This is a genomic window from Coleofasciculus chthonoplastes PCC 7420 (assembly GCF_000155555.1).
Taxonomy (GTDB): domain Bacteria; phylum Cyanobacteriota; class Cyanobacteriia; order Cyanobacteriales; family Coleofasciculaceae; genus Coleofasciculus; species Coleofasciculus chthonoplastes_A.
In genome coordinates, this window is record NZ_DS989852.1 from 107,549 (window position 1) to 129,921 (window position 22,373).

At 47.9% G+C, this 22,373-nt stretch carries 18 protein-coding genes, 1 tRNA gene and 1 pseudogene; 9 read left to right on the forward strand and 11 right to left on the reverse strand.

The features are described from left to right. Positions 1–261: 261 nt before the first annotated feature. The 5 genes from MC7420_RS17490 to MC7420_RS17505 form a co-directional block, all read right to left on the reverse strand. Positions 262–729 carry a DUF3531 family protein gene (locus tag MC7420_RS17490; RefSeq protein WP_006101894.1) on the reverse strand — a complete coding sequence of 156 codons (468 nt, stop codon included), beginning with the start codon at positions 727–729 and terminating at the stop codon, positions 262–264. Positions 730–840: 111 nt separating this feature from the next. Beyond that, complete coding sequence (locus MC7420_RS39900) at positions 841–1,011, reverse strand: hypothetical protein (protein WP_006101997.1); 171 nt, start codon at positions 1,009–1,011, stop codon at positions 841–843. Continuing rightward, positions 987–1,070, reverse strand: a tRNA-Ser gene (locus MC7420_RS17495). Before MC7420_RS17495 ends, MC7420_RS39900 begins: the two co-directional genes overlap by 25 nt. 30 nt (positions 1,071–1,100) lie before the next feature. Beyond that, a complete protein-coding gene (locus MC7420_RS17500; protein WP_044207886.1) occupies positions 1,101–2,042 on the reverse strand; it encodes a TIGR04168 family protein in 942 nt (313 codons plus the stop codon). Positions 2,043–2,312: 270 nt separating this feature from the next. Beyond that, positions 2,313–3,071 (reverse strand): choice-of-anchor W domain-containing protein, encoded by a 759-nt coding sequence (locus tag MC7420_RS17505; protein WP_006102110.1) that lies wholly within the window; start codon positions 3,069–3,071, stop codon positions 2,313–2,315. Between the two features lie 235 nt (positions 3,072–3,306). Here MC7420_RS17505 and MC7420_RS17510 point away from each other — a divergent pair, with 235 nt between their 5' ends. The 9 genes and pseudogenes from MC7420_RS17510 to MC7420_RS17545 all read left to right on the forward strand — a co-directional run bounded on the left by MC7420_RS17510 (position 3,307) and on the right by MC7420_RS17545 (position 11,210). Further along, positions 3,307–3,570, forward strand: a complete 264-nt coding sequence (locus MC7420_RS17510) for a hypothetical protein (protein WP_006101951.1) — start codon at positions 3,307–3,309, stop codon at positions 3,568–3,570. A 94-nt stretch (positions 3,571–3,664) separates the two neighbouring features. Next, on the forward strand, positions 3,665–5,242 hold the full coding sequence (locus MC7420_RS17515) for a metallophosphoesterase family protein (RefSeq protein ID WP_006101875.1): 1,578 nt from the start codon (positions 3,665–3,667) through the stop codon (positions 5,240–5,242). Positions 5,243–5,312: 70 nt separating this feature from the next. Then, positions 5,313–5,501 (forward strand): DUF4089 domain-containing protein, encoded by a 189-nt coding sequence (locus MC7420_RS17520; RefSeq protein ID WP_006101903.1) that lies wholly within the window; start codon positions 5,313–5,315, stop codon positions 5,499–5,501. Continuing rightward, the gene (locus tag MC7420_RS17525; RefSeq protein ID WP_006101949.1) at positions 5,498–6,871 is read left to right on the forward strand and encodes an AtzE family amidohydrolase; all 1,374 of its coding nucleotides are present in this window, start codon (positions 5,498–5,500) and stop codon (positions 6,869–6,871) included. The genes MC7420_RS17520 and MC7420_RS17525 overlap by 4 nt, the downstream gene beginning before the upstream one ends. 24 nt (positions 6,872–6,895) lie before the next feature. Further along, positions 6,896–7,459 carry a 5-formyltetrahydrofolate cyclo-ligase gene (locus tag MC7420_RS17530; RefSeq protein ID WP_044207894.1) on the forward strand — a complete coding sequence of 188 codons (564 nt, stop codon included), beginning with the start codon at positions 6,896–6,898 and terminating at the stop codon, positions 7,457–7,459. A 56-nt stretch (positions 7,460–7,515) separates the two neighbouring features. After that, positions 7,516–8,355, forward strand: a complete 840-nt coding sequence (locus MC7420_RS17535) for a carbohydrate ABC transporter permease (RefSeq protein WP_006101964.1) — start codon at positions 7,516–7,518, stop codon at positions 8,353–8,355. Positions 8,356–8,629: 274 nt separating this feature from the next. Then, positions 8,630–9,097, forward strand: coding sequence for a DUF29 domain-containing protein (locus MC7420_RS17540; protein ID WP_006102057.1), 468 nt, complete (start codon positions 8,630–8,632; stop codon positions 9,095–9,097). 57 nt (positions 9,098–9,154) lie between these two features. Next, a pseudogene (locus MC7420_RS37035) lies at positions 9,155–9,346 on the forward strand (zinc ribbon domain-containing protein); the annotation flags it as partial. Positions 9,347–9,638: 292 nt separating this feature from the next. After that, positions 9,639–11,210 carry an NAD(P)H-quinone oxidoreductase subunit N gene (locus tag MC7420_RS17545; protein WP_006101991.1) on the forward strand — a complete coding sequence of 524 codons (1,572 nt, stop codon included), beginning with the start codon at positions 9,639–9,641 and terminating at the stop codon, positions 11,208–11,210. A gap of 151 nt (positions 11,211–11,361) precedes the next feature. Here MC7420_RS17545 and MC7420_RS39905 read toward each other — a convergent pair whose 3' ends face one another. From MC7420_RS39905 to MC7420_RS17575, 6 genes are all read right to left on the reverse strand, one after another. Continuing rightward, the gene (locus MC7420_RS39905) at positions 11,362–11,505 is read right to left on the reverse strand and encodes a hypothetical protein (RefSeq protein ID WP_006101924.1); all 144 of its coding nucleotides are present in this window, start codon (positions 11,503–11,505) and stop codon (positions 11,362–11,364) included. 174 nt (positions 11,506–11,679) lie between these two features. Then, the gene (locus MC7420_RS35365) at positions 11,680–14,355 is read right to left on the reverse strand and encodes a ShlB/FhaC/HecB family hemolysin secretion/activation protein (RefSeq protein ID WP_006101993.1); all 2,676 of its coding nucleotides are present in this window, start codon (positions 14,353–14,355) and stop codon (positions 11,680–11,682) included. A 314-nt stretch (positions 14,356–14,669) separates the two neighbouring features. Beyond that, complete coding sequence (locus MC7420_RS17560) at positions 14,670–17,324, reverse strand: glycoside hydrolase family 10 protein (protein ID WP_006101864.1); 2,655 nt, start codon at positions 17,322–17,324, stop codon at positions 14,670–14,672. Positions 17,325–17,456: 132 nt separating this feature from the next. Beyond that, complete coding sequence (gene iscB / locus MC7420_RS17565; protein ID WP_044208004.1) at positions 17,457–18,743, reverse strand: RNA-guided endonuclease IscB; 1,287 nt, start codon at positions 18,741–18,743, stop codon at positions 17,457–17,459. Between the two features lie 302 nt (positions 18,744–19,045). Further along, a complete protein-coding gene (locus MC7420_RS17570; protein ID WP_006102074.1) occupies positions 19,046–21,700 on the reverse strand; it encodes a DEAD/DEAH box helicase in 2,655 nt (884 codons plus the stop codon). A 142-nt stretch (positions 21,701–21,842) separates the two neighbouring features. Then, a complete protein-coding gene (locus MC7420_RS17575; protein ID WP_044207897.1) occupies positions 21,843–22,136 on the reverse strand; it encodes a hypothetical protein in 294 nt (97 codons plus the stop codon). Positions 22,137–22,373: the final 237 nt, after the last annotated feature.

A 22,373-nucleotide genomic window follows, 5' to 3' on the forward strand; every position in this document is an offset into this window, starting at 1 on the left:
TAGCGCTACGCGCTGGGCAATGGGCAATGGGCAACACCTCGACTTACCTCGACTTACTTCGGCTTCGCTCGGTGTTGAGCGATTTGATATTTTCTTCATTTACCCTAACTAGAGTGCGTAGTGCTATAAACCGGGAAGCGAATAGATAAGGAGAGATTTGTTGATATTTGACTTTTAAGGTTTGAATGAGGGGGCGGGTTTAGCCAAGTTCTCGGTTGTTGCCAAACGTTATTGGTAAAACCCGCCCCTACCCAATAAGGTTTAACCCACTCGCCCGTTATCCTGGGACTCATAAAACAGGGAATCTTGGCGGCTTTTTGTGGGCCAATCTTCATTCTCACCACCGATTATGAGTCGTTCGATGTGAACATATTCTTTAGACAGTTGCTTCAGGGCATTGATCAGAACATCGAGTGCGATCGCATCGGATGTGCCTAAGTCAAACCAGCAGCGCCCCCAGGTTCCCTGATAATCAAAGTCTCCTTGATTATGCATCAGCGCCATGAGGGTGCTGTCTGTCTCTCGGTCATCATAGTCCATGTAGCTAATATCCACACCCGTCTCCTGCACTTGCAGGTTCTCCGCATCAAATCCGCCCAATTTCCCCAGATAAAACCAGGAATTGAATAACTCTTCAATATAATCTTTTTCCATGGGGGAAGGAACAGTGGCAAACTCTAGCCAAATCCACAAATCGAATGGGTTATACTCGCGAAACTCTACCTGCATAGGTTATAAGTTATCAGTATCAGGGTTATCGGTCTAAAGCGGGACATTTTGGTTAGGAAAGGGAACAGGGAACAGGGAACAAATTTGTCCCAGCTTGGGTTGGTAGCCGTATCAGTTATGTAGGAATTTTAGGAATTTGACGTGGTTAAGGAGAGACAGGAGATAGGAATCAAGACAAATCGCCGAGAATTCTAATTTAATTTTGGCTCCCCCAGCTCCCCCAGCTCCCCCAGCTCCCCCAGCTTCCCCAACAGGAACGGAGAGGGTGGGATTCGAACCCACGGACCTTTTGGGTCACTCGATTTCAAGTCGAGCGCATTCGACCACTCTGCCACCTCTCCAGGCTTATCTATAATACCAAGCCTGAGCGTTCATGGCGAGTGTCTGGAAACAAATTGTCCGCCAACGGGTTGAGGACGCCGATAGAGAAACTCTTCTAATACGACAGAATAGTCATTTCCCACCCAAACGAGAGAAATTGAAGCAACCCCACCCGCTTCCAGAGACACCAGGGAAAAATTCCGCAGTCGGTCTGTTTCCGTTTGCACAATTCGGGGTACACTGGCTGAATTCAGATACACGGTTTCCTCTGAACTGGTTGTGACAATCGTTCGCAATCGCTTAGTTGTGTGGCGTAATCGGTGATGCATGTGACCGAACGTAACCAAAGGAATCTGTTTTCCCAGTGCCTGAACTTGCGCGATCGCGGCTTCAAAATCGGGGTCTCCATGATCGCCGCCCAAGGGATGCCAGTCCCTCCCACAAGGCGATTCGGCTTCCTCACCTAACCCCGTTGGTCCATTGTGACCTAAAAAAAGAATTCTGTTGTAGTCTGTGGCTTGGGCGGCGGCGACAATTCGTTCAACGGACTCCTCAAAACTGTTGACCCCATACCAATCCCGATAGAAGTCTTGATTTTTCCAAGCTGATCCGCCCCAACTAAACGGACGCCCGCCGACTACCGAAAGTTGAAGTTCGGGAAAGTCCAGATATCCGTAACCCACATGGGCATCTCCGAGCGCCTCTAACTGATCCTGTAACCAATTTTGCTGTTGACGGTTGTATGGACATTTTTTCCGTCCCCAAGCCGATGCGCTATACCAAGCGTCATGATTTCCCAGAATTACTGCTTTGGGCAGATCAACCGCAGCCACTTGCTCCACAACCCCCACTGACTCGTTGCCAAAATCCCCGACAAACAGCACCAAGTCAACCCCCAAGCTTTGGAGTGCGATCGCGTCTTGGGCTTCCCACTGATCGTGAACATCACCAACGACGGCAATTTTAATAGATGGCTGATTATGACTGGTCATATTCATAGTTTTTTAATTATTCCTGTTTCCAGGATAAAAAAAGCCGCACTCGTTGGCTTAAGTCCAAAAACCATCTGAGGGCTTGTCGGGGCGATCCGATGACGAAATAAGAATTACTCAAAGTTGCCCCCAAGCTAACACCACCTGTAAGGGCTTGGTTACCAAGCCCCTACTTAATAGCACGCTTGTTCAGGCTGGTGGGCAATGCCCACCCTACGGTATATCAAGGTTTTGGCGATCCCCAAAGGCACATTTTCCGTGCCATTGATGCTAAGCTTTTTTACGCCGTAGTACAGAAGTGACACCGAACATCCCAATAGCGACTAGTCCTGCAACTGCACCGGGTTCCGGTACTGAAGCATAAGAAAACCCTTCAATTTTCAAGCCAACTCGCGAACGAGCATTCGCTAGGTTAGGATTCGGAGAACCCTCTAGCCAACTCATATTGGCAATCCCCGAAAGCGAGGTAATTGAGGTATCACTGGCAAAATAGTTCTTTGTGATAGTGGTGTTCCCCTCACCTACAAGTGCAGTAGCTAAACTAGACACTGGATCAACCTCGATTCCATTCACCTCGTTGACTTCCAGAAAAATTTTCGTACCCGGATCGACTGTACCCGATTTCGTTGTCGCTCGTGTCCAGAGGTAAAACCCATCCAAAGACTTCGCGGGTGGACTTTCTTGGTAGAACGCAATGGTTTGCCCACCTAGGGTAAAGGAAACGGTATTCCCATCCCAATTTAAAAGCCATGGCACCTCTTGACCATTCTGCCAATTCCACTGCAATTGCTCAACAGTTTTATGGATATCATCTTCTTTGGTGGAAAACTCCCAGTCAGCTTTGCCTTTAGCTCCTGCTCTCCCTTCCACCGTCCAGTTCAAGTTAGTCCAGCCTTCGGGAACAGTGTCACCCTCGTGTACGAAGGTTAAATCAATCGCCGCAGCAGGTTGAGATAACATGCCAAAACCCAGGACAGAGGCTCCAGCTGCTAACGTTGTGGCGACTAGCTTGTTGTGTATAACGTTCATCACGATCTCCAAAATAGACGAGACAATATTTGTTGCTATAGTGACCAGTTTAATTCTTTGAGCAGAAAAAAATATCAGGTATAGACTATTTCCCATTTAACCTGCCTAATTTGATGGCTGAATTCCTCCCCTTGAGGATAATTCTTGGGAAAATTTAGAGGGGGTGGGGTTGGGTTTGGGATTTAGTCGAAACTCCAGTACTCTATATAGGCGTTGAATCAGGAGTGTGTTACCCATGGAACTGGTTAAAGTACAAATGATGTTCGAGAACGCCCCCCGAACATCCCATAAAGACTATTCACCGGAGTTGGAAGACTTAAACGGGGAACGGGTGGAATTATCTCGTCTACCTTGCTGCGGCGAGTTGATTTCGTTTGCTGAAGGGATGCTGCACGATGTCGGACCCTGCTTCACGGTAATTGAGGTTGTCCATTTCGCGTCCCCAAAGGAAAATGGTTTGGTCGGTCAAATCATGCTACGCAAGTGTTTTCCTCGCTAGAGGGTCATTTAGTGAGATCCCCACATTAGGATAGATGATAATTCTCAATATCGGACGATAATCTCAAAACGCAAACCTTTGGCAGTGAACCATTATGCAATTTGTGTCCGATCCTCCTATTGCCGAAAAAATCCAGCAGATGAAGCAGCGAGTTCGCTGGCAAGATCCATTAATTCTTGAACGGGATATTGATCAAACTCGGCTGGTATTAGACGATGACAAACCCGATCATCCAGAGTTTTCCTTTTTAGTCATCGGTGATACAGGTTTTGGGTCTCATAAACAACATGATCCACAACGCAAAATTGTGGAAATGATGCTAAATCACCGCGATGACTGCCGCTTTGTATTGCATACCGGTGACGTGGTGTATCAGGTTGGTTCGAGTGAATATTATCCCAAAAACTTTATCAAACCGTACCGCGAGTTTCTCGTCGATGGCGACTCTCACCATAAAATTTCTTATGACAAAATGGTGTTTAATCTTCCCTTCCTCACCATCCCTGGAAATCACGATTACTACGACTTACCCTTCATCTACGGTGTGATGGCACAGGTAACTTGGCCCCTGCGCCACCTGTTGAAAACTAAACTCGATCTGAATGTCGGTTGGCACGGATCACATAAGGGTAAAGCTTACACCAAGGCATTCCTGGACTATCTAAAGCCGTTGAAGTATTGGGGACAGTTGGAAAATCATTTAGACCACCACTATACGGCGAAAACAGATACAGGACGTTGCTTGCGCTACCAACCTGGAAAGTTTACCCGCTTACCGAACCGTTATTATACGTTCCGTAGTGGCGGAATTGACTTTTTTGCCCTTGATTCCAATACCTTTAATTCCCCCGCACCGATTCCAGATACGCGAGAAGGGGAAGCCTTTCGCCGCCTTTTAGAAAAGCGAGGGGATGAATTAGAAGCCGAAAAAATGCAACTTATAGAAGCCTCGGTTACCCTGGATGCGGATAACCCGGAAGAGGCGGAACAGCTTGATGATTTGAATGTGAAATTAGAGCAAATTGATGAAGTAAGCCTGGATATTAATAAACAATTGGCATCGGATGAAGAAACCACGATTGATTTTGAACAATTGGACTGGCTGCGACAACGGCTAATCCAGTCTTGGCAGACTCAAGACGTAAGAGGACGGGTGATTTACCTGCATCATCCTCCTTATGTAACCGAAGCCACGAAATGGCAACAGGCACAAACATGGGCAGTTCGTCGCCGCCTGCGCCAAGTTTTGGATGCTGTGGCGACGGAGGTGGGTGATTTAGCCCAGGGGCGTCCTTTGGTGGATTTGGTGCTAACCGGTCATGCCCACTGTTTAGAATATCTAGAAACGGTGGATACTGGACATGCAGATTCTTATATTCCCTGGATTATCTGCGGTGGGAGTGGTCATAGTTTACGCCGTCAACGCAAAGAAGGGTCAGAGATTATGGAATCCGTTGGGTTTATTGACAATAATCCCTCCCGTTTGGTGGCGCGATCGCACTTTTATGCGGGACGCCATGGTCATGGTTCTAAAAAGCAGCGACTCTATTCATTTTTACGAATTGATGTTTTAGAGGGGAATCCGCCTAAGTTCCGAGTTCAACCATTTATTGCTGAACGATGTCACCGAACGTGGAATAATTATTCTAAGGAAGCGTTTGTTATTGGTTAGGAAACAGGGAACAGGGAACAGGGAACAGGGAACAGGGAACAGGGAATAGCAACTCAAAACAGATTAAGCGATGAATCAAGAAAGCTTTGATTTTGGTGAATATGTCGATCGCATGGCAGAATTGATTGATTTGCCGATTGACTCAGAATACCGTCCTGGTGTCGTTGATAACATTACTCGAATTGCCGCGATCGCACAATTGGTGAATGAGTTTCCGTTACCGGATAATATAGAAGCCGCACCAGTCTTTGAACCATGACTTTTAATTGGAGACAAGCCGACGCTGTGGGAATAGCTACGGCGGTTTATCAGGGTGAAATAACCGCCAGTGCGATCGCGCGGGATTGTTTGGCACAGATTGATACCCGTAATCCTAGCTTAAATTGTTTTACCGCCGTTACCGCTGATACAGCAATAGCCAAGGCGGAACGGGTGGATCAGGCGATTAGCCGAGGAGAATTTCCCGGTGTTTTGGCGGGAGTTCCGTTTGCGGTGAAGAATTTATTTGATGTTGCGGGATTAACCACCCTAGCCGGATCAAAAATTAATGCCGAAAATCCCCCAGCTAACCACGATGCTACCGCCGTTACCCGACTTAAGCAAGCGGGGGCGGTGCTGGTGGGAGCGTTAAATATGGATGAATATGCTTATGGCTTTGTGACGGTTAATAGCCATTATGGGGCAACTCCGAACCCTCATGATCCGACTCGCGTTTCCGGTGGATCATCGGGGGGTTCCGCCGCTTCAGTCGCCACCGGATTAGTTCCCCTTACTTTGGGTTCCGATACTAATGGTTCAATCCGGGTTCCGGCTGCATTGTGCGGGATTTTTGGCTTAAAACCCACTTACGGGCGTTTATCCAGGGCGGGGGCGATTTTATTTTCCAGTAGTTTAGACCATATTGGTCCGTTTGCCCGGTCAATCCGGGATATTGCTACCGCGTTTGATATCCTTCAAGGAAGCGATGAACGTGATCCCGTCTGTACACAACGTCCTCCAGAACCTTGTTTACCGCAACTAGAAAAGGGAATTGAAGGATTACGGATTGCGGTAGCGGGGGAGTATTTTACTCAAGGCGCTACCCCAGAAGCCTTAGATGCTGTCGCCAAAGTCGCCCAAGCGCTGAATGTCACTGCTACCGTTAGGATACCGGAAGCACATCGGGCAAGAGCGGCGGCTTATATGATTACGGCTACAGAAGGCGCTAACTTACATTTTGCCAACTTGCGATCGCGTCCACAAGATTTTGACCCCGCCACGCGCGATCGGTTTTTAGCAGGGGCTTTAATTCCCGCCTCCTGGTACATTCAGGCGCAACGGTTTCGCCAATGGTATCGCCAAAGGGTGCAGGAACTTTTTCAGACAGTAGATATTATTCTCGCACCAACTACCCCTTGTGTCGCCCCCCGCATCGATCAAGACACAATGGTAATTGGGGGAGAAGAGATATTAGTGCGCCCGAATTTGGGACTGTTTACCCAACCGTTATCGTTTATTGGATTACCTGTTTTATCGGTTCCGGTTAAGTCGTCTAATTCTCTACCCTTAGGTGTGCAAATTATTGCCGCTCCTGATCATGAAGCCATGATATTGCGCGTCGCCGCCGTATTGGAGGGGAAGGAATTATAATTGGCTACTGACATTTCCTCAAAAATGACCAAGAAAGAATTACGGCGGCGACTGCTGAAACAGCGACAAGCCATGACAAAGGAAGACTGGCGAGAAAAGAGCGATCGCGTCTGTACCCAGCTTCAGTCTTCATCCCTATTCACTCAGGCAAAAACGATCCTGGCTTATTTTAGTTTTCGCCAAGAACCCGATCTTCATCCCCTGTTTACCGATACCCAACACTGTTGGGGATTCCCTCGATGTGTTGGTAAATCTCTCCTCTGGCATAGCTGGAAACACGGAGAAGCCCTGCAAACGGGAGCTTATGGCATTTTTGAACCCCATGCCAATTCCCCCACCTTAGAACCGGATGACGTAGATTTAATCTTAGTTCCGGCGGTAGCGTGCGATCGCCAAGGCTATCGTTTAGGCTATGGGGGCGGATTTTACGATCGCTTGCTGAGTTCGGCGGAATGGATATCGAAGCCTACCATAGGAATTATCTTTGATTTTGCGTTCTTGCCTCAACTCCCTATCGATGAGTGGGATCAACCCTTAAATGGAATTTGCACAGAAACGGGAATAACGATTTTTGGTAGGCTGCGTTAGCAAAGCGTAACGCACCAACTTGAAGATTCATTGTCCTCCCCCTACTGAAAAATACGATGAGTAAAACGCTGGGAAAACAGATTTGGCAAAGGATTTGGACGTATATCCTATTGAGTGCGATCGCGTTGGTGATGCTGTTTCCCCTCTTCTGGTTAATTAGCACATCATTGAAGTCATCCACCGAGAATATTTGGTCCTTTCCACCTCAACTGTTCCCGAGTCAACCGACAATTGAGAACTATATCGAAGTCTGGCAAACCAATCCCTTTGGTCAATATATTTGGAATAGCTGTATTGTTGCCATTCTCACGGTTACCTTCAATCTTCTCTTTTGTTCCCTCGCGGCTTATCCCTTAGCCAGACTAAATTTTCGGGGACGCGATATCATTTTCGCGATTATCGTTTCTACGATTATGATTCCCTTCCAAATCGTGATGATTCCCCTCTACATTTTGATGGTGCAGCTTGGCTTACGAAATAGTTATTTAGGCATTATTTTTCCCAGTTTAGCTTCAGCCTTTGGCATTTTCTTATTACGCCAAGCCTTTCAAGGGGTTCCTAAAGAACTCGAAGAAGCTGCCCGTATTGATGGCTGTTCGGAGTTAGGATTGTGGTGGCATATCATGATTCCCGCCGTTCGTCCGGCGTTAGTTACGTTGGCTATTTTTGTCTTTATTGGCTCATGGAGTGACTTTCTCTGGCCCCTAATTGTTCTGGATCGACCAGAATATTACACCTTACCGTTAGGCGTGGCTAGATTAGCCGGAACCTTTTCCCTAGATTGGCGTTTAATTGCCGCCGGCTCAGTGATTTCTATTGCCCCAGTTTTACTATTTTTTATCCTAATGCAACGGTATATCGTACCCAATGATAGTGGGAGTGGTGTTAAGGGGTAGATTGTTTTGTCGGGGCGGGTTTTACAGATACAGCAGTTTGTTCTGCTATGCGGTACATTGTCGATCCCCCTAAATCCCCCTTAAAAAGGGGGACTTTTATCTACTGTACTTTATTACAGCGTACTGCTGTAACTTATGGCATACGCTGATAACTTAACTAAAACCGCCCCTGTATGGGCAAAATGTGAGGGTATCAAACACTATTTTTAGGGGCAATTTTTTTGCGGATCAATATATTATAAATTAACAGGCAATCAATCAAACAGGATAAGCCATGACTTCAACATCCTACGAAAATGACTTTTATGCTTGGACGCAAGAACAAGCAAACCTACTAAGAACTGGAAAAATCCATCAAATAGACTGGCAAAACATTGCTGAAGAAATAGAAGACATGGGACGTAGTGAAAAGCGACAACTCGAAAGCAGATTAGAACTATTGGTTATGCATTTACTCAAATGGCAATTTCAACCTAATCTGCGCTCTCGTAGTTGGCAATTAACCATTAAAGAGCAACGTCTTCGCTTAGAGAAGCTATTCCAAGAAAACCCCAGTCTCAAATCCAGTCTCGATAATGCCCTCGAAAAAATCTACCCCCTCGCTACTCTTAGCGCCGAAAAAGAAACTGGATTATCCTCATTTTCGGAAACTTGTCCTTATACCCTAGCTGAGATCTTATCCCCCGAATTTTTACCGTGCAAGCGATGGTGCAGGTTCCCTCGTGATTCATCCGAGGGATGAAACCGAGCGAAGCGTTTAGCCTAGCAACTTTAGTTGCGAGTATTAGTTAGCCTATGCTATACTTTCATTATTGTTCACAATTGCGGTTGTGTCGTCAAGAAATCACTTTCAACACGAACACATAAGTGTAAATGTGGATGTGTTTTAGACCGTGACTGGAACGCAGCAATTAACATACTCAAGGAAGCACTTCGTACTGTGGGGCATACAGGAACGTTCCAGGAATACTGGATAAACGCTTCGGGACAACTCGCCCTATAGCAGTGTTGATGAAAATCAATACTTGCTTGGTGATTGGATGAACGAAGAATCCCCCGCGTTTTCAACCGGGGGAGTGTCAACCGAACAGGGTTTGTAGTAGGCACGAAGCGTGCCATAAACTCTCGCATCGCTGCTACAAACGCTTGATCCGGATTCCTTTGGCTGTGGCGTTCAATCTTGGTTGGGTAGAGACGTTGCATGCAACGTCTCTACAATCTGTGCCAATCACCGATATGATCAGAACGTTACTCTCTGGATACGACCCTAACCATAGACCATAATGGATTTTGCTACTATTGTTGCCCAGCTTAACGCTGGACTGATTCTGCCAGAGGGAATCGTCGTGATTACCCTGTTACTGGTTTTAGGAATTGATCTGATTGCGGGTAAACGTTCTGCTAATACCCTGCCTTACGTCGCCATTGGTGGACTACTGGTTTCCATAGTCGCCCTGTACTATCGCTGGGATGTTGCCCAACCTCTAGCTTTTTTTGGCGGGTTTAATGGGGATGCCATGAGTATCGCCTTTCGCGGTATCATCGCCCTATCGACGGCGGTAACCATTTTGCTGTCGATTCGCTATGTGCAGCAGTCGGGTACCTCGTTAGCTGAGTTTATCGGCATTTTACTTACCGCTACCTTGGGGGCGATGTGTCTCAGTGGTGCGAATGAACTGGTTACCATCTTTATTTCCCTAGAAACGCTGAGTATCTCGTCGTACCTGTTGACGGGATACATGAAGCGTGATCCCCGTTCCAATGAAGCGGCGCTGAAATACCTGCTGATTGGCGCGTCGAGTTCTGGGGTTTTTCTCTATGGCGTGTCGTTGCTGTACGGCTTGTCTGGCGGCGAAACCACCTTAAATGGAATCGCTACCGGGATTGCCAGTTTAGAATCGACCCCATCCTTGGGTATTTTAATCGCTTTGGTGTTTGCGATCGCGGGAATTGCCTTTAAAATTTCTGCGGTTCCTTTCCACCAGTGGACTCCTGACGTATACGAAGGTTCTCCAACTCCCGTTGTCGCCTTCTTATCTGTCGGTTCTAAAGCCGCCGGCTTCGCCCTCGCCATTCGCTTACTGGTAACCGCGTTTCCCCTGGTTAGCGAACAATGGCACTTTGTCTTCACCGCCCTGGCTATCTTAAGTTTGGTATTAGGGAATGTGGTAGCCCTTACCCAAACCAGCATGAAACGCCTACTTGCCTATTCATCCATTGCCCAAGCTGGCTTTGTCATGATTGGTTTAATCGCGGGAACCGATGCAGGCTACGCCAGTATGATTTTCTATCTGCTGGTTTATTTGTTCATGAACCTAGGTGGTTTTGCTTGTGTGATTCTGTTTACCCTGCGAACCGGCACGGATCAAATCAGCGAATATGCGGGATTGTATCAGAAAGATCCCCTGCTGACATTTGGATTAAGTATTTGTTTACTGTCGTTAGGCGGAATTCCACCTTTAGCGGGATTCTTCGGTAAAATTTACCTGTTTTGGGCAGGTTGGCAAGCCGGATTGTATGGCTTAGTTTTGCTCGGTCTAATCGCCACTGTGGTTTCCATTTACTACTACATCCGCGTCCTCAAAATGATGGTGGTTAAAGAACCCCAAGAAATGTCCGACGCGGTGAAAAATTATCCGGAAATCCGCTGGAATTTACCCGGAATGCGTCCTTTACAAGTGGGTTTAGTCCTTTCTGTCGTCGTTACTTCTCTGGCGGGAATTTTGTCGAATCCCCTATTTACTCTTGCCAATAATTCAGTGACAAATACGTCCATGCTGCACTCTTCGGTGATCCAAGTTCAATCTCACACCCAACCGATTGCATCAATTGATGCGAATTTATCGCCAGATTGATCAATCTGATCCCCGACTTTTTCAAGACGTCGGGGATCTGGTGAATTATCCCTTTAAAAATAAATACCTCGTATTCTTGAGGCATTCGACAGTATTCACAACGGCAATTGGCACGTTGTCTGACGAACTCACGCAGGCTGTTATCCATAGATCAATTGCTAGAAGGTTGTAGCGATTGTCGGGCTTTGGCATGGAGGAGATTCAAAAAATTACCAACTCGTAGATATTTTTCCATGTCCTGGCGTTCGGTTTCGCTAAGCAACCCGCGATTGTTCTTCTCAGCCAGCTCATTCATTCGAGTGATGTCTTCAGCTTCAAACCGTAGATTAAGAGTACGATTCTATTTTTTGAACACATTGCAGGATAATCGCACCTGTAACCTAAGTAGGTGGGGACAATTAAAGTTAACGGTTGAGATTAGGGAACAGGGAACTACTTGCGTTGACATGCACCCTCTTGTACCGCCAACTTAGAAATTGTAATTCACACTAAAATAAAAGCCATCATCCTGAGCATTTTCCCCGCGATCATCTAAATCAACTAAGGGCAACCCATAATCCAGCCGCAGGTTTAAATTGGGTAAAGGTTCCCATAATATCCCTAAACCCAACCCAGCAATAAATGTCTGGTCTACTAATTCATTCGGATTTGTCCCTCGATTCCAAACATAACCGACATCGAAAAACGGCGCTAAAACAAAGGTCGCAACACCCGATTCATCCCGTTCTAAGGTCATCCGATCTTCTACAGAAATGCGAAATCCATTGTCTCCCGCCCGGATATTTTGCCGATATCCTCGTACCGATTGACCACCACCAATAACGAATTGTTGGGCTGGTAATAAACTATCAAAGGCTAACTGGAGATCCGCTTGAATAATTAAAAAGTTATCCGGATTGATAATTTGTACCCGTTGGATTTGAGCTAACCAACTAACAAACTGACCATCGGGATGATCTTCATTAACGTCTGAATTTTCTGTCGCATCAAATAAACCTGTTCCAAAACTAAACAGGGAACGGAATGCCCACGCCCCAGAGGTTTGACGTAGGGTGTACTCTTGCCCAAACTTAATGACACTGGTGCGACTGATACCCTCTTCATCGGGTCCAATTCCAAAGGGTGTTGGTCCAAACACGGTAAATGTTTGACCATCTTGATGGGTAAATCCTAAAGATAACGCCAATTCTCGACGCGGTGTGCGGATTAAGGGTTGGCGATAGTTAATTTCATACAGATCAGACTCACCTTGAATCCCGAACTCTCGCAATTCATCTTGAATCACTTCATTTTCATTAAACGATGCTCGCAGTTGCACCGTACCATTCATCGCGTTGATTGGCGCACGATAATTAAAATCCCAGGTATAGGCACCACCAGCCGTTGTCCGGTTGTATTGTGCCGAAATTTCATCCCCAATCCCGGTTAGATTGAGATAACTGGCATTCGTCTTGAAACGTTCAGCCCCCACACTGGGAGGGGAATAGTTATCAATACCGACACTTCCTTCAAAGGGATCGGCTTCAGTAATCCGCACCACGAGAATACTTTGCCCTAGTCCAGTTCCCGCCCTCAAAGAGGCTTCCACATTTTCAAATAACGGATTAACTCGTAACAAGCGCAATTGGTCTTCTAACGCACCTGTATTCAGGGGTGTATCCGCCCCCAATCGAACACGCGATCGCACGTAACTGGGGTTCAGCCGTCTGGTTCCTTCCACCTGGATGGCTTCCAGACTCCCTTCAATCACCCGAATTTCCACCACATCGGTATCCAGAGTTTCTTCGACCAAAACTGCCCTAGAGGTAATGTAGCCTTGTTCCAGATACAGTTGAGAAATCGCATCCGCCACACTTCTAAGTTCTTCCAGAGTGACGGTATTTCCTGCAATGGGTTCAATAATCGGATTAAATTCAGCCTCCCCAAAAATCGTACTCCCGGTGACATTAATCTGTTGGACTTGAATCTGCCTCTCTTCCGGCGAGGTGTCATCATTCTGTTTGGTGTTCGCCGCAATCAAACGAATGTCATGGCTACTGGCAACGATTGGCGACTGATTCGGGTTCGGGGAGGATAAAGATTGCTCAACGACGTTAATCCTGGGAGTGGAGTTAGGTTCCTCTACTTTAATGGATGAGTGTTGTGGGCGTTGCCGAGGGTTAACCGTTTCTGGTGGAGTTGCTGGCAATTGTTCCACCTTCCCGATTACAGACTGAATTGGGGAAACCCGCAGACTCCCGGCTTGCCGATTTTCCGGTTGGAGACGGGCAGGGTGAATCTGAGACGGGGCTAAACTTGCCGCCTGTCGATTTGCCGCTGTTAAGCGACTGGGATGGATTTGAGTTTCCCGAACAGGGCGGTCATCTGGCGTTGATTCAGAATGACGTGAAGAGTGACTCTCTAAGTTACTCGTATCCAGAACCTGTATCCTGGTTTCCTCGACATTCCCAGGTTTTGACTCTACCTCTGGGGAATCGGGAGTGAGAGAATTATCCAAAAGACTAGATGCTTGATGGTTGTCCCGATTACTGGAGACAGGCTTAATCACCAGTCTTTGGGGATGGCTATGGTAAGTTACATTTGCCATCCCACCCTGAAAATGAGCCAACTGGTGACGGAACGGAGAACCATTAACCGTTTGAAAGACAGTGGGATCAGGCTGGGTAGGATTGAGGATATCTCCGGGTACAACAATGGGATCAAAGAGAATCGCCCGTAGCCTATCTGCATGTAAAACAATACTTGAGCGTTCTAAACGGGGAGACCTATGTATGCCAGAATCATGAAGTGTTGCGATCGGCAAACGGGCAGGTTGGAGCGGTTGGGGTTTGACCGCTTGGGGTTTGAGATTCGTGGGCTTTCGGGATGTTGATGTAGACGGTGTTGGTTTAACCTTCAACGACTGAGGCTTAGTCGCCGCAGAGGGAGTCGGTTTTAGGCGTGAAGCGGGAGACTTGACCGATTTACCCTTAACCCTGCCCATCTCGGAGGTTTCTTGACTCAGGACTTGACCACCCATGACCCCCTTTGAGGTTGGGTCAGTCAACTTCGACGGTGTTTCACCAAAAGCAATGGTTGCCATACCAATTCCCGTCAGAACTGAAAGCAAACCCACAAAAACATTAAGCTGTAAATACCACTTCATCAAGGTAAAAACTCGACTTTAAACGAGCAAGTACTGCGTGAACCATCAACCTATTGTTGGGAGTATCCCCTAACCCCTTACCGTTATCTCAACTAGTATGTCCTTTGGGCAAACGACTTGATCGGGAATCTTACCAAGATCTGATGTCGGGAAACAATCAAATCTGTGTTCCCAGTTGAGACTGATAGGGTAGACAACTATTCTGAATGCTAATTCTTGCTAGACCCATGGGGAGCGCCTTAGCTGCCCAAAATAGTTTACCTTACACAAACTACCATGCTCTTAAGCCAAATGTCGGCAATTAGTTTCAGTTATTAACGTTTAATCGCATCTGGCGAATTTTCCGGTAAAGTGGTTCGTTCACCATAGTTCAATAGCCGTTCAATGGTTGCCAGCCGATTCTCCCACACCTGAACTTGATAAGGGTGGCGCATCCCTTGCTGTTGCATCCATTGGGGGAATTGAGATCGGAACGTGGCGAGGGCGGCTTGGGCGGTTCGCATCAGCGGCGGTGAGGGTGCCATAGCCAGTTGATTGAGCGCCTGATTTAGCTTTTCTGTTTGAGCCACCCATTCAGTAAAGGCGTCTTGATCAATGGCGAGTTGCTCATTCGTGACCAAAAAGTTCCATTCCTGTTGCAGCGCCACAAATCGATCCATGGCAACTTGGAATGGCTTACGGTAAGGAATTGGATCGGTTGAGGTAGATTCCGGTTGACCTTGAGTCTGTTGGAAAATACGATGTAAATTCTCGTTAAGATTCTCAACCGCAAACACAGCATACCCGTTAGCGGGTAAATCCCGCAGCAGTTGGATTTGGTCAACTGCCACAACATCGGGTAAATTTAACAAACGAATCCCTGGAATCAGCAAGACTCGGTTGAGTGTCGATTCCGTGAGTAACGGTTGGGTGAGACTGTGCAACCCTTCAGTATCCAACGCATAAGTCATTGGTACAACCAGATCAATATATCCCTGCTTTGCCCATTCTTCCCAGTTTTGCTGCAACCGTTGCTGACGTTCCGCCGGGGGAAGGGGAAATACGGCAGCGGATAGAATCAAATCCGGACGTTGCGACAACAGACGCGCTGATACTGATGCGACAAAGCTGTCCACTTGGCGGATACGAAACTCTGTCCATTGCTGCCATAATGTGCGATCGCGAGGATACACCTCAATCGGATCAACCCCGGTTCGTTCCTTAAATTGCTGACGCGCCGCCACCCCATACCCATAGGTTTGATTCACGCGCGGATCTTGAAACGGATAGCGAATATAATCCAGTTGAATCCCATCCACGTCATATCGGGTGGCAATTTCCTCCAGCAGCGCCATTAAATACTCCCGCACTTCCGGGTGCGCGGGATCAAAAAATGCCTTTCTGGTATTCGGCGCAAACAAGCGTCCTTGCTTATCAAAAATCGCCCAATCTGGATGCGCCGCTAAAACCGGACTCGGATAATCAAGGGGCTGATTTAACAGCGCATTGTGACGCTGATTCGCCGCCGCAAAAATCCACACCCAAGCATGTAACTCCATCCCCCGTTCATGCGCCAACTCCACGGCGGCTTCTAAAGGGTCCCAGCCGCGCACCAGAGGGTTTTGTTCAGGAGCCACCTGACTCGGGTAAATTGGATAACTGGCGTTAACGGTTTCAAAGAAAACCGTATTAAATCCCGCCTTTGCCAGATTATCGAAGAGTTTAACTAAGTCCTGTTTACGCTTTGCCTTGACAATTGTCCCCCGATCTAACCAAATTGCCCGAATTTCTGGTTGGGCAAGTTGACGCTCCATCGGATAATTATCCCAGAGTAGCCGTCGGGCATTAATCCACTGTCGTCGCGCCGCCGTATAGTCCTGTTGCTCAACCGCACCCAGAAAATTTTCTAAGCCAATTCTCGCTTGCGCCAACGCCGAAACCGTGGTTCGATTTGGATGGGAATGCCGTTGATTTCCATGTTCTGATTCCTTTGCACTCATCCCCGCTAAGGACTCAACGCTCTCCTGAGTGAGCAAACCAACCTCACTGTTATGAGCATCAGCCCTTAATAATGTACTTTCCACCCGACCAATTAAGTTTTCCAACTCCCGACTCATCGCCGTCACTTCATTGGCGGTAAGGGTTCCCCAATTGTTCGCTGGAGTTTGGGCGGGAAGCACTAAGCGATCGCCTTCGCTGGGAACAGGAGTTGGATGAGGTGGGCTGAGGTTAGCTTGGCGTTGTTGATCCCGGCTGATTGGGGATACCGGAGTCGCCGCACAATTGGGTGGGGATGAATTCGGCATCCTTCCCGGCGTTAGCGTAACATTATAACGACTCAGCGCCGCTCGCAGCCAAACCACATCCATCTGGGCGGCGTCTTCCCCATCCACTCCCCAGCGCCAGCCGAAAAAAATCGATTGATCTGTCGTTACCACAGCCGGGGGACTTTCCGGTTGATTCCATACAGCCGCCGTTTGAGCCTCCAAACTGGCGGGAATCACCACACCCCCTTGCACCTCTCCCACTAATCCCGCATTGGGTATCCAGCTTGGGGAAGAAATCGATAATCGTTTCAATCGAGACGGCTGACTCAGACCAAATCCCCAGTAGGCACCTAAGAGCGATCGCAAACGATTCCGCACCTCAGGTTGGGATGCAATACCCACAGAACCACTGACAATGACCCGTCCGCCTTGACGCATCCACTCTTGTAGAGTCGCCAGGTGTTCGGGTTCTAGGCGTTCAATATTCGGTAAAAATAGGAGTTGGGTATTGCCTAGATCAGAACGTTGATTAACCTGGCTCAAGTCAACCACGCAGTAATCCACACCCGTTGACTGCAAGCGATCGGTAATATCTGACCAATCGGCTTGATTATCCGGACTTTTTACCACCCCTAAGTTGACCGTTTGAGCTAACGCCCTGGGTAATCCTAGCAGGGTATTGATTGTTGTCGCGATCGCAATGCCAATCACCCATTTTTTCATCTTTCCTCCTCGTGGAGACCCCCGCTATAAACGAGGCGGATTAGGACAAGCGAAGCGAGTACCGCCAAAGTTTTAGCGGCGGGAGGAAACGAGGAAAAATTTATGGGTATTGAACCCCATAAATTTTTCAAATCACTGTATGTATGAATACCCATCCTTTTTGTGAAGTGGCAAGCAGTATTTATGACTGATTCCTTGAACTAGTCCATCTGTTGTGGAAATATTGAAACTTCCAGTGGCACGAGTGGCTAACCGCCCAACGTAAGTTCCAATCTTTTTGCCAGAAGTGACAACAGCTTTAACGATGTCACCCGTCTGAAAACCTTTGTGAAATTTTGTTCTCTTGCAATAACGACTAGGAAACCCGAACTTGTCAGTACGGCACTGCTGACGGGTTCCGTGACCTTTAGCAGCAATCAATAGAGGTTTAACTTCTGATGTGATTAACTGCTCTGGGGTTGAAGCTCCAACACAGGCCGCGTCCCAGTAATGAGTTTTGTCTAAACCTCGGATGGTTCGGTTGTACTTAGTGCGACCACCCGTGCCAACTTCGACAGGTAAACCCGTTTTTTTGAGGTTATAGTACAGATTCCATCGGGTTGCGTTGACTGCTGCTGTGTCAGCCAAAGGTCTTTTAGCTTGAGACAGGATGCATTTGAGCAGGTCAGGTTTACCCTTGAGGAAATCCTTAATATCCTGGTTGCCCTTTTTCTGATTACAAGAGGTACAGGCTAGGCACAAGTTACTGATTCGGTTGGAACCCCCTTTTGAGCGGGCATTTATATGCTCAATCTCAAGAGGCTTGTCTTTTGCGCCACAGTAGGCACAGGTTCTGTTCCACTTTTCCAGCAAAAACTCACGGATTTCGTAACCGAAGAGTGTGCCTTGTTGATAGCCTATTCCGCTAATTTCAGCGTCTTCCATCTGCTGAGTGTCAAACCTGACGAGTTCTTGAGATATGGCAGTAATTTGAGATATGGATGATAGGCGATTAACCCAAGTCAAGATGTTGGCGACTCGACTGTTTAACGATGGTGGCAACCAACCTTCAGGGCGAGTGCGGTTAAGGAAACGAGGTTTACGATAACGGGTTTTGCGGTTACGGCGTGAGCGTCTTAACTGGCGGCGTGACGTTAAAGCATCCCGAATTTGAAACCCTCGGTGTTGTAACTGGGCAGCCCAAACAACCTCACCAGTACTGTCGTTGACTAATGCTAGTCCTGTAGTTTTCGCGCCTGGGTCGATTTTGACTCGAAGCGATTCTACTTTTGGGTTGACCACCTCCTTGTTCAGTATCACGGTGAAAGGGTAGCGCCGAAATACAGCGGCTTTCCCTTGAGATAACAGCATTCTTGCCCTACCTGAATGGATGGGGTTGAGAGGTTGCTTGTTGGTGTCTAAAACGAAAACTTTACTCAAAGCTTGAGTCTCCTTGCGGGTAATGTTAGCCTTGGCAATGTTACGAAAGCTTTTTGGGTTTACGACACTGACTTCAACCCGATATGTCTGTTTAATCGCAAACGATAGAGCTAAAAACTGGCTACGCATTCTTAGGTATCTTGACTTTCGTAACGTAGTGAATTAACACTCAGCCTGGTAAACTCGCTTGCTTCTTTAAAAGCCCCCGCTAGAGTCGGTACTCCGACTTAGCGGCGGGTAGTTTACAAGCTATCTTGGAAGGGGTTTGGGAACCTTGAAGGGGTTTGGGAACCAAACCCCTACTAACCCAATTCATTAACCGGGAAGCGATCCAATAATTGAATCGCTCGAATAGCATTCCGTTTTAAGCCATCCGATAGGAATGGTACATGAGGAATTTGAGATAGAAAATCGACCGTGCGGCGCAACAATCGCACAATATCCCCTTCATCTAAACTGGTATCCGCACAAAGCTCTGTCCATTCCACACCCAAAGCCCATTGCTCAACTAACCCAATTAAATCCCGTTCTAACCAAATCGGCAGAGCCACCTGATAGCGACGTTGGACTCGAAACAACTGATGGCGAGTTTGTCTCAAACTATCTAATGGCGCCAGTACAGGTTCTGAGGGGGGATAATTTGTCCAGCTATCCGGACGCGGGGTTTCCGTAACCAAAGCGCAGGCGCAGGCGGCTAAGTGGTGCGGATCTAACTGATCAAACGCACTAGACATCAACGCTAACCCCAACCACAGTTCGTTATCCCCGCGAATCGCTGCGGCTGCTTGCCCCAATGATGTCGGCTTGACATCTTCCAGACAACCAAATGTCCTTAAAATTTCGATCAGGTTGAGAAATTCTTGCCAGTGCATCGCTTGGTTTTCCCGGTAAAGGGTTTGACGATTGTTGATTTCCTCTTGTAGGGCTAAACGACGTTTATGACGCTTAATCAGTTGAGACGGATTCCCCCATTGTCGCACCAGATGATCTTCTAGTTGGGCTTTTACCGCATCCATTCGATGCTGCTGCGCCTCAACTTCAGGTGCGACCATGGGTTCTATATCGGTGGGAATTTGAGCTGCGATCGCTTCCGTGTCTGGTGTACCCCGTCTAGTTTGACCGGGCTTGAGTGTGAGTTCAGCGGGTGGGTTCAGCACCGTTAAATCAATCATCTCTAACCACCCATGCACCCCAACCAAATCGGCGGTTGTGGCTATATACCAGCGATTATCGGCACTTAAGCAGACTAAATAGGGGGATTGTCCCCGCCCTTTTTCCTTCGCGACTAATATCGCCGGAATCGGTTCCGGAACTGGAATATACTTGCCTTTGAGCGAAAGTAGCGTACCCAAGGGCGCTTCGGGGATAATTTGGGCAATTTCCGCCACTTGTGCGGCTTGGGCTTGCCGTTGTAGGGTTTTGAGTAATCGCCGTTCTTCTTTGAGCCGTTCCTTGAGTTTTTCGTATCGCCCCAGGGCGTTTAAGTCAACGGGTGCTAGTTGAATATCTAATTTTGCCAGTTCTGTGGTTAACTCCGTAATCGCTTGTTGCTGGGGTTGGAGGTACAGTGTCGCCAGGTATTGTGCAAAACTGCGTTCCACCAACTCCTTGGCTTCCGGAAGGGTGTGGGTTTGGAGTAAGTTCAGCACCATCCCGTAGTTGGGCGTAAACTGGCTGACTAAGGGGTCAGCCTGACTGGTGGCGAGATACGCCGCTTCCTTTGCTCCTTCAAACGGCGTCTGTACTGTGACCACATAACCCGTGGCATCCATCCCCCGGCGTCCGGCTCGACCTGCCATTTGCAGAAATTCCGATGCTGTCAGCAGTCGGTGTCCGCGATCGGTTCGTTTTGAGAGGGTAGAAATTACGGTGGTGCGAGCGGGCATATTAATTCCCGCCGCTAGAGTTTCAGTGGCAAACACCACCTTAACCAGCCCTAATTGGAACAACTCTTCCACAAACCCCTTCCAAGCCGGTAAAATCCCCGCATGATGGGCAGCAATGCCGCGATACAGGGGGGCTACTTGCCCCGCCCGACCCGCTTCTGGATTCCGACGTAAAAATTCGTCAATGCGCTTTTTCAATTCAGCCGCTTCTTTGGCATTAACCAGAGACAACTCTCCCAACTCCTCCACCGAGCGATCGCAACCGCGACGAGAGAAAATAAAATAAATCGCGGGTAACATATCCCGTTGCTGGAGTTGCGCCAGCACAAAGGCATTACTGGGGCTTTCTGGGCGTCCCCCCCGTCCTCTCCCTTTGTTGCGTTTCGGTTTGAGACGAGGATTTAACTTTGTTTGGTTAGAGTCCAGCAGGGGAAAAATGCCCTTCGGGTTGGCAAAGCTGAATTGTAAGGGAACCGGTCGAAAGTCGGAATAAATTCGCTCGGTTGCGCCATGAACTAAGTTCAACCAGTCCGTTAGTTGATCGGAATTCGCCACCGTAGCGGATAGGGCAACAAGCTGAACTTCTGGAGGACAATAAATAATCGACTCCTCCCAAACCGTACCCCGTTGTCGGTCATTCATATAATGGCACTCATCCAAGACCACCGCTTCCACCCCTTCTAGGGACGTACCAATTTCCCCAATGCGTGTGCCGTAAAGCATATTGCGGAAGATTTCCGTGGTCATCACCAAGATTGGCGCGTCCCGATTAATGGAAACATCCCCCGTAACCAGACCCACATTGTCCGCACCAAACGTAGCCCGAAAATCTCGCAGCTTCTGGTTGGAGAGGGCTTTCAAGGGAGTGGTATAAAAAACTCGCCCTCCTCTTGACAAAGCGCGGTAAATAGCATACTCGCCAATCAACGTCTTCCCAGAACCTGTGGGGGCGCAGACAACAACCGAGTGATTCGCATTCAGCGCCGCGATCGCTTGGAGCTGAAATTGATCCAGAGGAAACGGAAACAGATTTTTGGGGTCAAGTTCTATCTTCGGGGTCGAAACGTTCACACTCGCTCTTTCCAATAGGTGACGACAGGGGGACGGGACGAAAAACACTGTACCCCACAGGGTTCAGTGTGCAGTAGTTCTATTTTGACATCCTCGTGAATGGATTCCCCATATCCGCATACCAATACTGCTCTGAATAGCACTAAGTAGGTGGACTTTCATTAAAGTTAACGGTTGAGATTAGGGAACAGGGAACAGGGAATAGTAAAGAATGTCCTTTCCCTGCCAAGGTAGCTGCTATAGCTGCTATAACTTCTAAATCGAATTTTTTCTGCCCCAGCTTCCCCATCTCCCTCATCTCCCTCATCTCCCCAGCTTCCCCATCTCCCTCATCTCCCTCATCTCCCCAAGCCCCTGCCCATCCTACTCCCAATTTTAGGGTTTGTCCTGATTTGCACGCTGTCGATTGGAAAAAAGGCTGTAGCAACTTGGACACGGAGATCTACAAGCGATGTGCAACAACATGAGGAAGTTTTTACCAGCATCCTACTTTAGGGGAGAACGTGAAAGCGTAGTCATTTTATCCAATCAATCAGCCAAGCGTCTTACGTTTGATGCTAAGGGCAACGATGACAATCGCGGCAGCGGTCGCTAAATGGTGATTCACCAGGTAAGCCGCTGAATTAAGCTTGAGCATCAAGCTAGATTTAACCCAGTTTGATTAAGTTATTCG

What these genes read in the sequence shown, in the direction of transcription:
- MC7420_RS17490 (WP_006101894.1), bottom strand. Translation starts at nt 729, where the DNA reads ATGCAGGTAGAGTTTCGCGAGTATAACCCATTCGATTTGTGGATTTGG.
- MC7420_RS17500 (WP_044207886.1), bottom strand. Translation starts at nt 2,042, where the DNA reads ATGACCAGTCATAATCAGCCATCTATTAAAATTGCCGTCGTTGGTGAT.
- MC7420_RS17505 (WP_006102110.1), bottom strand. Translation starts at nt 3,071, where the DNA reads ATGAACGTTATACACAACAAGCTAGTCGCCACAACGTTAGCAGCTGGA.
- MC7420_RS17510 (WP_006101951.1), top strand. Translation starts at nt 3,307, where the DNA reads ATGGAACTGGTTAAAGTACAAATGATGTTCGAGAACGCCCCCCGAACA.
- MC7420_RS17515 (WP_006101875.1), top strand. Translation starts at nt 3,665, where the DNA reads ATGCAATTTGTGTCCGATCCTCCTATTGCCGAAAAAATCCAGCAGATG.
- MC7420_RS17520 (WP_006101903.1), top strand. Translation starts at nt 5,313, where the DNA reads ATGAATCAAGAAAGCTTTGATTTTGGTGAATATGTCGATCGCATGGCA.
- MC7420_RS17525 (WP_006101949.1), top strand. Translation starts at nt 5,498, where the DNA reads ATGACTTTTAATTGGAGACAAGCCGACGCTGTGGGAATAGCTACGGCG.
- MC7420_RS17530 (WP_044207894.1), top strand. Translation starts at nt 6,896, where the DNA reads ATGACCAAGAAAGAATTACGGCGGCGACTGCTGAAACAGCGACAAGCC.
- MC7420_RS17535 (WP_006101964.1), top strand. Translation starts at nt 7,516, where the DNA reads ATGAGTAAAACGCTGGGAAAACAGATTTGGCAAAGGATTTGGACGTAT.
- MC7420_RS17540 (WP_006102057.1), top strand. Translation starts at nt 8,630, where the DNA reads ATGACTTCAACATCCTACGAAAATGACTTTTATGCTTGGACGCAAGAA.
- MC7420_RS17545 (WP_006101991.1), top strand. Translation starts at nt 9,639, where the DNA reads ATGGATTTTGCTACTATTGTTGCCCAGCTTAACGCTGGACTGATTCTG.
- MC7420_RS39905 (WP_006101924.1), bottom strand. Translation starts at nt 11,505, where the DNA reads ATGAATGAGCTGGCTGAGAAGAACAATCGCGGGTTGCTTAGCGAAACC.
- MC7420_RS35365 (WP_006101993.1), bottom strand. Translation starts at nt 14,355, where the DNA reads ATGAAGTGGTATTTACAGCTTAATGTTTTTGTGGGTTTGCTTTCAGTT.
- MC7420_RS17560 (WP_006101864.1), bottom strand. Translation starts at nt 17,324, where the DNA reads ATGAAAAAATGGGTGATTGGCATTGCGATCGCGACAACAATCAATACC.